The organism is Streptomyces broussonetiae (assembly GCF_009796285.1).
Classification (GTDB): domain Bacteria; phylum Actinomycetota; class Actinomycetes; order Streptomycetales; family Streptomycetaceae; genus Streptomyces; species Streptomyces broussonetiae.
In genome coordinates this window covers 5,377,183-5,389,550 of record NZ_CP047020.1, presented here as the reverse complement: position 1 = coordinate 5,389,550, position 12,368 = coordinate 5,377,183, and the positions used below count along the sequence as shown (strand labels likewise).

At 72.3% G+C, this 12,368-nt stretch carries 10 protein-coding genes; 4 read left to right on the top strand and 6 right to left on the bottom strand.

The window, feature by feature from the left end; translation table 11 throughout:
- Window positions 1-65: 65 nt before the first annotated feature.
- From ilvD to GQF42_RS24970, 4 genes are all read right to left on the bottom strand, one after another.
- Complete coding sequence (gene ilvD / locus GQF42_RS24985; RefSeq protein WP_158923439.1) at window positions 66-1,919, bottom strand: dihydroxy-acid dehydratase; 1,854 nt, start codon at window positions 1,917-1,919, stop codon at window positions 66-68.
- A gap of 121 nt (window positions 1,920-2,040) precedes the next feature.
- A complete protein-coding gene (locus GQF42_RS24980; protein ID WP_158923437.1) occupies window positions 2,041-2,706 on the bottom strand; it encodes a TetR/AcrR family transcriptional regulator in 666 nt (221 codons plus the stop codon).
- Window positions 2,703-3,515: a sugar phosphate isomerase/epimerase family protein gene (locus GQF42_RS24975; protein WP_158923435.1), complete on the bottom strand. Its 813-nt coding sequence runs from the start codon at window positions 3,513-3,515 to the stop codon at window positions 2,703-2,705. Before GQF42_RS24975 ends, GQF42_RS24980 begins: the two co-directional genes overlap by 4 nt.
- Window positions 3,516-3,641: 126 nt before the next feature.
- Entirely contained in the window at window positions 3,642-4,574 is a 933-nt protein-coding gene (locus GQF42_RS24970; protein ID WP_158923433.1) for a Ppx/GppA phosphatase family protein, read from the bottom strand.
- Between the two features lie 71 nt (window positions 4,575-4,645).
- Between GQF42_RS24970 and GQF42_RS24965 the strand changes: the two genes are divergently transcribed.
- On the top strand, window positions 4,646-5,506 hold the full coding sequence (locus GQF42_RS24965) for a hypothetical protein (RefSeq protein WP_199272786.1): 861 nt from the start codon (window positions 4,646-4,648) through the stop codon (window positions 5,504-5,506).
- A 94-nt stretch (window positions 5,507-5,600) separates the two neighbouring features.
- Here the strand turns inward: GQF42_RS24965 and GQF42_RS24960 are convergent, their stop codons facing one another.
- Window positions 5,601-7,319: a BACON domain-containing protein gene (locus GQF42_RS24960; RefSeq protein WP_375994848.1), complete on the bottom strand. Its 1,719-nt coding sequence runs from the start codon at window positions 7,317-7,319 to the stop codon at window positions 5,601-5,603.
- A 221-nt stretch (window positions 7,320-7,540) separates the two neighbouring features.
- On the opposite strand from GQF42_RS24960, the gene radA reads away from it, so the two are divergent.
- Together radA and disA are read left to right on the top strand one after the other, a co-directional pair.
- A complete protein-coding gene (gene radA / locus GQF42_RS24955) occupies window positions 7,541-8,950 on the top strand; it encodes a DNA repair protein RadA (RefSeq protein ID WP_158923427.1) in 1,410 nt (469 codons plus the stop codon).
- A gap of 80 nt (window positions 8,951-9,030) precedes the next feature.
- Window positions 9,031-10,155 (top strand): DNA integrity scanning diadenylate cyclase DisA, encoded by a 1,125-nt coding sequence (gene disA, locus GQF42_RS24950; protein ID WP_158923425.1) that lies wholly within the window; start codon window positions 9,031-9,033, stop codon window positions 10,153-10,155.
- 93 nt (window positions 10,156-10,248) lie between these two features.
- Here disA and GQF42_RS24945 read toward each other — a convergent pair whose 3' ends face one another.
- Window positions 10,249-11,061 (bottom strand): hypothetical protein, encoded by an 813-nt coding sequence (locus tag GQF42_RS24945; protein WP_199272785.1) that lies wholly within the window; start codon window positions 11,059-11,061, stop codon window positions 10,249-10,251.
- 179 nt (window positions 11,062-11,240) lie between these two features.
- On the opposite strand from GQF42_RS24945, the gene GQF42_RS24940 reads away from it, so the two are divergent.
- Window positions 11,241-12,116, top strand: coding sequence for an HhH-GPD family protein (locus GQF42_RS24940; protein ID WP_158923423.1), 876 nt, complete (start codon window positions 11,241-11,243; stop codon window positions 12,114-12,116).
- The last annotated feature ends 252 nt before the right edge of the window (window positions 12,117-12,368 follow it).

Genomic DNA, 12,368 nt, shown 5'->3' with positions numbered 1-12,368 from the left:
AGAGCGGACACGGACACGGCGAAGGGGCCGCTCCACCGGGAGCGGCCCCTTGCGCGAGCGGGGGATCAGCCCAGCTTGGTCACGTCGCGGACCGCGCCCTTGTCGGCACTGGTGGCCATCGCGGCGTAGGCACGCAGGGCGGCCGAGACCTTGCGGTCGCGGTTCCTGGGGGCGTAGGCGCCGTTCAGGGCCTGCTCGCGGCGAGCCAGTTCGGCCTCGTCGACCAGCAGCTCGATCGTGCGGTTCGGGATGTCGATGCGGATGCGGTCGCCGTCCTGGACCAGGGCGATGGTGCCGCCGGAGGCCGCCTCGGGCGAGGCATGGCCGATCGACAGGCCCGAGGTCCCGCCGGAGAAGCGGCCGTCGGTGATCAGGGCGCAGGTCTTGCCCAGGCCCCGGCCCTTGAGATACGAGGTCGGGTACAGCATCTCCTGCATGCCGGGGCCGCCCTTGGGGCCCTCGTAGCGGATGACGACGACGTCGCCGTCCTTGACCTCGTGGGTGAGGATCCGCTGGACGGCCTCCTCCTGGGACTCGCAGACGACCGCCGGGCCCTCGAAGGTCCAGATCGACTCGTCCACGCCGGCCGTCTTCACCACGCAGCCGTCGACCGCCAGGTTGCCCTTGAGGACCGCGAGGCCGCCGTCCTTGGAGTACGCGTGCTCGGCGGAGCGGATGCAGCCGCCCTCGGCGTCCTCGTCCAGGGCCTCCCAGCGCTCGGACTGGGAGAAGGCCTCGGCGGAGCGGACGCAGCCGGGGGCCGCGTGCCACAGCTCGACCGCCTCGGGGGACGGGGAGCCGCCGCGGACGTCCCAGGTCTTGAGCCAGTCGCCGAGGGACGGGCTGTGGACCGCGTGCACGTCCTCGTTGAGCAGGCCCGCGCGGTGCAGTTCGCCGAGCAGGGCCGGGATGCCGCCGGCGCGGTGCACGTCCTCCATGTAGTACGTGCGGTTCTTCGCGACGTTGGGGGCCACCTTCGCCAGGCACGGCACCCGGCGCGAGACGGCGTCGATCTGCTCCAGGCCGAAGGGCACACCCGCCTCCTGGGCAGCGGCCAGCAGGTGCAGGATCGTGTTGGTGGAGCCGCCCATCGCGATGTCCAGAGCCATGGCGTTCTCGAAGGCCTGGAAGGTCGCGATGTTGAGCGGCAGGGCCGAGTCGTCGTCCTGCTCGTAGTAGCGGCGGGTGAGGTCCATGACCGTGCGGGCCGCGTCGACGTAGAGCTGCTTGCGTGCGGTGTGGGTGGCCAGGACCGAGCCGTTGCCGGGCAGGGACAGGCCGATGGCCTCGGTCAGGCAGTTCATCGAGTTGGCGGTGAACATGCCGGAACAGCTGCCGCAGGTCGGGCAGGCGTTCTCCTCGATCCGGAGGATGTCCTCGTCCGAGATCTTCTCGTTCACGGCGTCGGAGATCGCGTCGACCAGGTCGAGGGTGCGGACCGTGCCGTCGACCAGCGTGGCCCGGCCGGACTCCATCGGGCCGCCGGAGACGAACACCGTCGGGATGTTCAGGCGCAGGGCCGCAAGCAGCATGCCCGGGGTGATCTTGTCGCAGTTGGAGATGCAGACCAGGGCGTCGGCGCAGTGGGCCTCGACCATGTACTCCACCGAGTCCGCGATCAGGTCGCGGGAGGGCAGGGAGTAGAGCATGCCGCCGTGGCCCATGGCGATGCCGTCGTCCACGGCGATCGTGTTGAACTCGCGCGGGATGCCGCCCGCCTCCGTGATCGCCTCGCTGACGATCCGGCCGACCGGCTGCAGATGGGTGTGGCCGGGCACGAACTCGGTGAAGGAGTTCGCGACCGCGATGATCGGCTTCCGGCCGATGTCCGCACCGGGTACACCGGAAGCGCGCATCAGGGCGCGGGCGCCCGCCATGTTGCGGCCGTGGGTGACTGTGCGGGACCTCAGCTCGGGCATCGTCGCTCGCTCCTTCGAAGACCTACGAAGACCTACTGCCAGAGAGTTCTGACTGTACGGTCGAGCGTACGCCGGTGCTCCAAGGGCTGGACACACTTGTCCGGAATACGGGACGCGTGTTTCACCTGTCCGTGAGGTGGTGCTGAACGACGGGGGCGAGGCGCGCGATGATCTGCTCCAGGTCCGCCGAGGCCAGCGGCTCCAGCCTGATCACGTAGCGCATCATCGCCACCCCCACCAGCTGGGCGGCGCCCAGCTCGGCGCGCAGCTCCGGATCCGGCAGGTCCACCTGGGCGGCGATACGGCGCAGCAGCTGGGAGGCGATCAGGCGGCGCAGCACGGCGGCCGCGGTGTCGTTGTTCAGGGCGGAGCGGACGATGGCCAGCAGCGGGGTACGGGTCGTGGCGTCCTCCCAGACGCCGAAGAAGAAGCGGGTCAGCCGCTCCCCCACCCCGTCCAGCGGGCCGTCGGCGATCGCGACCGGCGCGTCGAGCGCGGGTGCGACGGCCGCGGAGACGGCCGCCTCGAAGACCTGTTCCTTGGTCCCGAAGTAGTGGTGGACGAGGGCGGAGTCGACACCGGCCACCTTTGCGATGCCGCGGACGGACGTCTTCTCGTAGCCCCGCTGGGAGAACTCCTCGCGGGCCGCGGTCAGGATGCGGTCGCGGGTGCCGGCGGACTCCTTGCGCGGGGGTCTGCCCCTTCTGCGGGCGGCCTTCCCCGACTCGGGCGGGGTCTCGCCGAAGGGGGAGCGGGTGCCGTGGGAGGGGGACGGGGTGTCGTTCATCGCCGTGGCACCCGTACCGCCGAGGCCAGATGTTTGCGGGTGAAGGCCAGGGCCTCGGCGAGGTCGGCCTCGCGCTCGGCGCTGGACATCGCCCGCCGGGTGTTGACCTCGATCACGACGTGACCGTCGAAGCCGGAGAGGGTCAGGTGTTCCAGCAGCTCGGCGCAGGGCTGGGTGCCGCGACCGGGCACCAGGTGCTCGTCCTTGGCGGAGCCCTTGCCGTCGGCGAGGTGGACGTGCCCGAGCCGGTCGCCCATGCGGTCGATCATCTCCAGGGCGTCGGTGCGGGCCGTCGCCGTGTGGCTGAGGTCGATCGTGAAGTGCCGGTAGTCGTGCTGGGTGACGTCCCAGTCGGGGGCGTACGCGAGCATCTCGCGGTCGCGGTAGCGCCAGGGGTACATGTTCTCGACGGCGAACCGTACGTCCGTCTCGTCCGCCATCCGCCAGATCCCGTCGACGAAGTCGCGCGCGTACTGGCGCTGCCAGCGGAACGGCGGGTGTACGACGACGGTGGAGGCGCCCAGCTTCTCGGCGGCCGCCCGGGCCCGCTGCAGCTTGACCCAGGGGTCGGTCGACCAGACCCGCTGGGTGATCAGCAGGCAGGGGGCGTGGACGGCCAGGACCGGCACGCCGTGGTAGTCCGACAGGCGGCGCAGCGCCTCGATGTCCTGGCTGACCGGGTCGGTCCAGACCATGATCTCGACGCCGTCGTACCCGAGGCGCGCGGCGATCTCGAAGGCCGTCGCCGTGGACTCCGGGTAGACGGAGGCTGTCGACAGCGCGACGGGAACGTCCCTTGGTTCGGCCACGTCCGTCACCTTACGGGGTGGAGTGGCTCGGGTGTTGGGTGCCTATTCGCCGTTGTGACCTTTGCCATTCGGGCGGGTGCGAGTGCTTCGTGGTTGCTCGCGCCGCTCCCTGCGCCCCTTCGGGGGCTACGCGGATCCCATGTGGTCGAGGCGCCGCAGGATCACGCCCTCACGCAGCGCCCACGGGCAGACCTCCAGGCTCTCGATGCCGAAGAGATCCATCGCGGCCTCGGCCACCAGGGCGCCCGCGAGGAGCTGCCCGGAGCGGCCCTGCGAGACGCCGGGGAGTTCGGCGCGCTGGTCCGCGCTCATGGAGGCCAGACGGGGGACCCAGGCCTCGAGGGACTCGCGCTTGAGTTCACGCTGGACATAGAGGCCCTCGGCGCTGCGGGCGGCGCCGGCGATACGGGCGAGCTGTTTGAAGGTCTTGGACGTGGCGACGACGTGGTCGGGGGCTCCGATGCGGCTGAATTCGCCGACCGTGCGGGCGATCTCCGTCCGCACATGGCGGCGCAGCGCCCGGACGTCCTCGGGGGCGGGCGGGTCGCCGGGCAGCCAGCCCGCGGTGAGCCGGCCGGCGCCGAGCGGCAGGGAGACCGCGGCGTCCGGTTCCTCGTCCATGCCGTAGGCGATCTCCAGGGAGCCGCCGCCGATGTCCAGGACCAGCAGCTTTCCGGCGGACCAGCCGAACCAGCGGCGAACGGCGAGAAAGGTGAGACGGGCCTCCTCGGCGCCGGTGAGCACCTGGAGCCGTACGCCGGTCTCGGCCTCCACGCGCGCGAGGACGTCGTCGGCGTTGCGGGCCTCGCGCACCGCGGAGGTCGCGAACGGCAGCAGGTCCTCGACGCCCTTGTCCTCGGCGGCCTGGAGCGCGTCCTGTACGACGGCGACCAGCTTGTGGATGCCGTCGTCACCGATGGAACCGCCGTCGTCGAGGAGTTGGGCAAGCCTAAGGTCGGTCTTGTGCGAATGCGCGGGCAACGGGCGCGCGCCGGGGTGAGCGTCCACCACCAGCAGATGCACCGTGTTCGAACCCACGTCCAGGACACCGAGTCTCATATACGGAACGCTACTGCCAGATCGTCCGCCCAAGGTCCCCGCAGCGGCGCTGGGCCGCTTACCCTGGACGGGTGCCAAAGACGAAAAAGGCGAAGGGCCACAAATCCTCCAAGGGTTTGAAGGACTCTGCGCAGGCGAAGGCGTCGTCCATGTCGAAGAAGTCCCAGCAGGCCGCGAAGGCGAGCGACGAGAAGGGGCTCGACTTCGCGCGCGCCTGGGTGGAGTTTCCGGATCCGGCGGACGACGAGCAGGTCTTCCGCTGTGATCTGACATGGCTGACCTCTCGCTGGACCTGCATCTTCGGCAGCGGCTGCCAGGGCATCCAGGCGGGCCGCGCGGACGACGGGTGCTGCTCGCTGGGCGCGCACTTCTCCGACGAGGACGACGAGAAGCGGGTTGCCGAGCACGTGGCACGGCTCACGCCGGAGATCTGGCAGCACCACGACGAGGGCACCCGGGGCGGCTGGGTGTCGAAGGACGAGGAGGGGTCCCGGCAGACGCGGCCCTTCCAGGGGTCCTGCATCTTCCAGAACCGGCCCGGGTTCGCGGGCGGCGCGGGCTGCTCGCTGCACATCCTCGCCCTCAAGGAGGGCCGGGAGCCGCTGGAGACCAAGCCGGACGTGTGCTGGCAGCTGCCGATCCGGCGGACGTACGACTGGATCGACCGGCCCGACGACACCCGGGTGCTGCAGGTGTCCATCGGGGAGTACGACCGCCGGGGCTGGGGTCCGGGCGGTCACGACCTGCACTGGTGGTGCACCTCGGCGACCTCGGCGCACGGCGCGGGCGAGCCGGTGTACGTCTCCTACCGGGCCGAGCTGACCGAGCTGATGGGCAAGGCCGGCTACGACCGTCTGGTCGAGCTGTGCGAAGCGCGACTGGCGTCGCAGCTGCCGCTGGTCGCGCCTCACCCGGCCGACCCGGCGCCGTAACCCCGCTCCCCCGCCGCTCTTCGACCCGCACGCTCCCCGCGCCCACCCCTGGGTCCCGTCGTCGCGAGGCGGACAGGAATGTGACGACAAGGGCCTAGCTCCCCGAAGGACTCGGTGTCCCGCTCCCCGAGGGCGGCGGGGTCGGTGCCGGGGAGTCCGGCGGTGAGGGGGCCGTGGGTGTCGGGCTCGGGTCGGGCGAAGACGGCGGCGGGCTCGAAGGGGGGTCGGTGGGAGGAGTGCCGGAGGGGGTCGGATCCGGATCGGGGGAGGACTGCGGGGGCGTGGGATGCGTCGGGCGGGTCGGGGCCGTGCCGTAGCCGTCGATCGTGACCACCGTGCCGGCCGGGGAGATCGCCACCTGCGCCCGCCAGTGGCCGGATGGCTCGCGGAGGTGGTCGACGTACACCCTGATCGTCGCCGTCCCGCCCGGTTCGAGGGTTCCGGAGGACTGGCTGAGGTAGAGCCAGCCCGCCGCCGTGGACGCGGACCAGCGCACCGGGGCGGAGCCCGCGTCCGTGAGGGTGATCAGCGTGGTGTCGCCGTCGTTCGCGGCCCCGACGTCGAGCCGCCCCGCGCCCTTCGCGCCTGCTCCGTCGACGCTGACGACCTGTACGGAGACGTCCGTCCCGGCACCCTTGCCGGCACTCGGGCCGGGCTTCGCGCTCGCGTTCCCCGCGTTCTCGTAGCCGCCGCCCTGATCGGTGCCGAGGGCGTCGGGGCCCTGTGCCTCGCGCGCGGTGGGCGAGCGGCCTTCCCCGTCGGCGGTCGGGGCGCCCCGGTAGGCGGCCCACAGGGCCAGGACGGGTGCGGCCACGACCGTGGCGACGACCGTCGTCGTCACCGCACGCGCGCGTAGGCGGTCACGGCGGGCCGCGCGGTCCTTGGGGTCCACCGGGAAGCCGCGCCGGTCGAAGCGGGGTACGGCCGCACCACGCGCGCGTGGGCGCTGTGCCGGGGCGACGTGCAGTGCCGCGCGGGGCGCCTCCAGGACGGGCAGCTCGGCAGGGGTGACCGTGGCGCCGGGCCAGCGGGCGGGGTCGGCGCGCTCGGCGGTGCGGCGGCAGCGCGGGCAGTCGTCCACGTGCCGGACCAGTTCGCGGCGCAGGGCCGCGCTGAGGACCAGCCCGCTGTCACCGGTGAGGTGAGCCACGCCCGGACAGCCGCCGGTCTGGACGACGGCGAGGGCGGCACGGGTGCGCTCGACCTCGCAGGCGGCGGAGGCGAGCAGGTCGCGTGCGGTGCCGGGCGTCATGCCGAGAACGGCGGCGACCTCGTGCACGGCGAGGTGGTGGCGGACGGCCAGCTCCAGTGCCTCACGCTGCTCGGGGGTCGTACCGGCCGCCTCCGGCCAGGCCAGCAGGGCGAGTTCGCGGCGGCGGCGCTCCTGGATCTCCGAGGAGACGGGCGGATCGGGAGCCTGCCTCGCGGCCCCGGGCCGGCCGACCGCATGTGTGGCCTGACGTTTCTGCTTGGCCTCGGCCAGCCCGCGCAGACACGCCCATCGGGCCAGCGCGTACAGCCAGGCCCTGCGGTCGGCGGCCTCCGGGACGCGGTGCGCGCGCCGCTCGGCCAGGGCGAGGACGTCGCCGAGGGCGACGGTGGCCGCGTCGTGGTCGCACAGCACGGACAGGCAATAGGTGAACAGGCCGTCCAGGTACGGCTCGTAACGTGCCGGCGGCCGGTGGGCGAGGGTGCGCGCGGCGGCGCGGTCGCGCACCTCCCGCGCATCTCGCGCCTCTCGTGCTGCGCGCGCCTCGCGGTGCGCTCTGTGCGCGCCGGTGGTGCGGGTCGTGGTCTCCGGACTGCTGCTCATCACCCGTGCGACCGTAGGCGGCGGCGGAGTGTCCCCTCTTGCACCTTGAGCACTTTTAATCCGTACGGGTGAAACGATCCCTCATAAGGGGACAGGAACCCTTTGTTCCGTGGCCCGAACCCGACAACCGGTGGCCGATACCGGTTCACCCGCAGACGTCCCGGGAGCACCCGCACACGGGCCGGGGACCGGCTGTCAGTGCCGGGGGCTACGGTTTCCGCATGGCTGCCCGTACGAAGACCACCAAGGACCGCCCGTCCTACCGCTGCACCGAGTGCGGCTGGCAGACGGCCAAGTGGCTCGGCCGCTGCCCCGAATGCCAGGCCTGGGGCACGGTCGAGGAGTACGGCGCACCCGCGGTCCGTACGACGGCGCCGGGCCGCGTCACCACCTCCGCGGTGCCCATCGGCCAGGTCGACGGCCGGCAGGCCACCGCCCGCACGACCGGCGTGCCCGAGCTGGACCGGGTGCTCGGCGGCGGTCTCGTGCCCGGCGCGGTCGTGCTCCTCGCGGGCGAGCCCGGCGTCGGCAAGTCCACCCTGCTGCTGGACGTGGCCGCCAAGTCCGCGAGCGCCGAGCACCGCACCCTCTATGTCACCGGCGAGGAGTCGGCGAGCCAGGTGCGGCTGCGCGCGGACCGCATCGGCGCCCTGCACGACGAGCTGTATCTGGCCGCCGAGACCGATCTGGCCGCCATTCTCGGCCACTTGGACGAGGTCAAGCCGTCGCTGCTGATCCTGGACTCGGTGCAGACGGTCGCCTCCCCTCAGATCGAGGGCGCACCCGGCGGCATGGCCCAGGTGCGGGAGGTCGCGGGCGCCCTCATCCGCGCCTCCAAGGAGCGCGGCATGTCCACGCTCCTGGTGGGCCATGTCACGAAGGACGGCGCGATCGCGGGGCCCCGTCTCCTGGAGCACCTGGTGGACGTCGTCCTGCACTTCGAGGGCGACCGGCACGCGCGCCTGCGCCTGGTGCGCGGGGTGAAGAACCGCTACGGCGCCACGGACGAGGTCGGCTGCTTCGAACTGCACGACGAGGGCATCACGGGCCTGGCCGACCCCAGCGGACTTTTCCTGACACGACGGGACGAACCGGTCCCCGGCACCTGCCTGACCGTCACCCTGGAGGGCCGCCGCCCGCTGGTGGCCGAGGTGCAGGCACTGACCGTCGACTCCCAGATCCCCTCCCCGCGCCGGACGACCTCGGGCCTGGAGACCTCCCGGGTGTCGATGATGCTCGCGGTGCTGGAGCAGCGCGGCCGGATCAGCGCGCTCGGCAAGCGGGACATCTACTCGGCGACGGTGGGCGGGGTGAAGCTGTCGGAGCCGGCCGCGGACCTCGCGGTCGCGCTGGCGCTCGCCTCCGCCGCCAGCGACACCCCGCTGCCGAAGAACCTGGTGGCCATCGGCGAGGTGGGCCTCGCGGGCGAGGTCAGACGGGTCACGGGCGTGCAGCGACGGCTCGCCGAGGCGCACCGGCTGGGCTTCACGCACGCGCTCGTGCCCACCGATCCGGGCAAGGTGCCGCCCGGCATGAAGGTCCTGGAAGTGGCCGACATGGGGGACGCGCTGCGGGTGCTGCCGCGCCCGCGTCGCCGAGAGGCCCCGCGGGAGGCGGAGGACCGCCGGTAGACTTTGCGCAGGTCTCGCCCGTCCGTACGAACCGCGTGCGGGAGCGGGGGCGCGTCAGAACCTGCGACCGGAGGAGTGCAGTGGCAGCCAACGACCGGGCGGCAGCTCCCGGAAAGTCCGGTGGGAGTGCCGGTTCCGATCGCCTGATGCGCGCCTCGCTGAGCGCCGTGGCTCCCGGTACGGCGCTGCGCGACGGCCTCGAGCGCGTGCTGCGCGGCAACACCGGCGGGCTGATCGTCCTCGGCTCGGACAAGACGGTCGAGGCGATGTGCACGGGCGGTTTCGTGCTGGACGTGGAGTTCACCGCGACCCGGCTGCGGGAGCTGTGCAAGCTCGACGGCGGCATCGTGCTGTCGTCGGACCTGTCGAAGATCCTGCGGGCGGGTGTGCAGTTCGTGCCGGACGCGACGATCCCGACGGAGGAGACGGGCACCCGGCACCGTACGGCGGACCGGGTCAGTAAGCAGGTCGGCTTCCCCGTCGTCTCGGTCTCCCAGTCGATGCGCCTGATCGCCCTGTACGTGGACGGTCAGCGCCGCGTCCTGGAGGACTCGGCGGCGATCCTGTCCCGCGCGAACCAGGCGCTGGCCACCCTGGAGCGGTACAAGCTCCGCCTGGACGAGGTCGCGGGCACCCTGTCGGCGCTGGAGATCGAGGACCTGGTGACGGTCAGGGACGTCTCCGCCGTCGCCCAGCGGCTGGAGATGGTCCGGCGCATCGCCACCGAAATCGCCGAATACGTGGTCGAACTGGGCACGGACGGGCGTCTTCTCGCGCTCCAGCTGGAGGAGTTGATCGCCGGGGTCGAGCCCGACCGCGAGCTGGTCGTACGGGACTACGTCCCCGAGCCGACGGCGAAACGGTCCCGTACGGTCGAGGAGGCGCTGTCCGAGCTGGACGCGCTGACCCACGCGGAGCTGCTCGAACTCGGCACGGTGGCGCGTGCGCTGGGCTACACCGGATCTCCCGAGACCCTGGACTCCGCGGTGTCCCCGCGCGGCTTCCGGCTGCTGGCGAAGGTTCCGCGGCTGCCGGGCGCGATCATCGACCGGCTCGTGGAGCACTTCGGCGGCCTGCAGAAGCTGCTCGCCGCGAGTGTCGACGACCTTCAGACCGTGGACGGCGTGGGCGAGGCCCGGGCGCGGAGCGTGCGGGAGGGCCTGTCGCGGCTGGCGGAGTCCTCGATTCTCGAGCGGTACGTCTGAGGAGCGCCCCCGAGGGGCGCGAGGAACTGCACGGCCGGCCACGACGAGCGCGCCGCCGCTGCACGGCGCGACACCCCGAACTGTCGGATGCTCCTAGTCCGCCGAGAGCACGAACGAAGTCTGCAGGTTCCCGAAGCCCGGTGTCTTCGCCTGCAGCAGATACGTGTCCGCCTTCGCCGAGCCGGCCGCGGGCGTCGCGCACTGCGGGGCGCTCGGCCTGCGGTCCCACTGCACGGTGTAGGTGATGCTCTGGCCCGCCGGCACCCGGAAGACGAGGTGCGCGGCACCCCGGGGGCAGTCGGACGACGTCCAGTACGCGCCACCGCCGTCCGTCGGCGTGATGGCCAGCACCGCGTTCTTCGGCCCGAGATCGATCTTGCAGTCGGTGGAGGAACCGTTCTTCGCGGTGAGCTGGAAGGCCGGCGTCTGGTCCGGCGAGTAGGAGTTGTGCAGGCTCTTCAGGCTCAACGCCACTGCGGAGGAGGTGCAGTTGGGCAGCGGGGAGGACGCCGGGAGCACATCCCCCGCGACGACGCTGCCGCCGCCCGCCACCCCCGAGGACGCACCGCCGCCGGACCCGGAGGAGCCCGCGGAAGAGGAGCCGGCGGAACCGGAACCGCCGTCGTCGCCCGAGGAGGAGCCGCTCCCCCCGCCGCCCGACTCGTCGCGCCCGCCCGGGTGTTGGCTGATCGCGGGGCCGGACGAGGACGGACCGGGGGTGATCGTGTGCGCGGGGTTCTTGCCGTTGGACGCCTCGCTGCGCTTCTTGCCGCCCCCGCCGCCGCCGGCGGTGACGACCCATGTGATCAGCAGCGCCGACACGACGACCACGGACAGCAGTACGGCCCTCCTTCGCCAGTAGATGGAGGAGGGAAGCGGCCCGACCGGATTGCGCAGAGATCCCACGCGGAAACTGTACGAGAGATCGGCGCGCTTGCTTGCGTCACCCGCCGCACCGGCGCCAACTTTTCCCGATCATCATTCCGGCAACTGCCGTCACTCCCAGGCTTCTTCACTGTTCGCCACGCTCGGTGACCGCGCCGTCACCCACCCTGCCCGCCGAGGCGTGGCAGGATCGGAAGGCCATGACTGAGAAGCTCCACACCCCCGTGATCGCCTGGTTCGACACCCATGCCCGCGACCTCCCCTGGCGCCGCCCGGACGCGGGCCCGTGGGGCGTGATGGTCAGCGAGTTCATGCTCCAGCAGACCCCGGTCAACCGGGTGCTGCCGGTGTACGAGGAGTGGCTGGCCCGCTGGCCGCGCCCCGCCGACCTCGCGAAGGAGGCGCCGGGCGAGGCGGTACGCGCCTGGGGCCGGCTCGGCTATCCGCGCCGGGCGCTCAGGCTGCACGGCGCCGCGGTCGCCATAACGGAACGGCACGGCGGGGACGTGCCGACGGACCACGCGCAGCTGCTGGCGCTGCCCGGGATCGGCGAGTACACGGCCGCCGCGGTGGCCTCGTTCGCGTACGGGCAGCGGCATGCGGTGCTGGACACCAATGTGCGCCGGGTCTTCGCGCGGGCGGTGACAGGGGTGCAGTACCCGCCGAACGCGACCACGGCCGCCGAGCGCAGGCTCGCCCGGGAACTGCTGCCCGTGGACGAGCGGACCGCCGCGCGCTGGGCCGCCGCCTCCATGGAGCTGGGCGCGCTGGTGTGCACGGCGAAGAACGAGGGGTGCGTACGGTGCCCGATCGCCGCGCAGTGCGCCTGGCGGCTGGCCGGCAAGCCGGAGCACGTCGGACCGCCGCGCCGCGGGCAGACGTACGCCGGGACCGACCGCCAGGTGCGCGGCAAGCTGCTGGCCGTGCTCCGGGAGGCGCACGCGCCGGTGCCGCAGGCGGTGCTGGACCGGGTCTGGCACGAGCCGGTGCAGCGCGCCCGCGCGCTCGACGGTCTGGTCGCGGACGGTCTGGTGGAGCCGCTGCCGGGCGGCCTGTATCGGCTGCCGCTGAGCTGACGGACAGCCAAGTCACAGGAGCCGGGCCTTCGTTACGGGCCATCTCGACCGACAAAGCCCCCCATAAAGGGACATAGCCCCCTCCCCCCTTACCCCGGACCTACTTCCGTTACACAACCGACGGATAGCCGATTGCTAGCCGAAGGCTGGCCCGCACAGCGCCGTGACAACCATTGCCTAACTTCTCTTCTGTGCCCGGCAGACCACCGGACACGGGGAACGCAGGTACTTCAGGCACGGGGCCGGAGTGAA

What these genes read in the sequence shown, in the direction of transcription:
- GQF42_RS24940 (WP_158923423.1), top strand. Translation starts at nt 11,241, where the DNA reads ATGACTGAGAAGCTCCACACCCCCGTGATCGCCTGGTTCGACACCCAT.
- GQF42_RS24970 (WP_158923433.1), bottom strand. Translation starts at nt 4,574, where the DNA reads ATGAGACTCGGTGTCCTGGACGTGGGTTCGAACACGGTGCATCTGCTG.
- radA (WP_158923427.1), top strand. Translation starts at nt 7,541, where the DNA reads ATGGCTGCCCGTACGAAGACCACCAAGGACCGCCCGTCCTACCGCTGC.
- GQF42_RS24960 (WP_375994848.1), bottom strand. Translation starts at nt 7,319, where the DNA reads ATGAGCAGCAGTCCGGAGACCACGACCCGCACCACCGGCGCGCACAGA.
- GQF42_RS24980 (WP_158923437.1), bottom strand. Translation starts at nt 2,706, where the DNA reads ATGAACGACACCCCGTCCCCCTCCCACGGCACCCGCTCCCCCTTCGGC.
- ilvD (WP_158923439.1), bottom strand. Translation starts at nt 1,919, where the DNA reads ATGCCCGAGCTGAGGTCCCGCACAGTCACCCACGGCCGCAACATGGCG.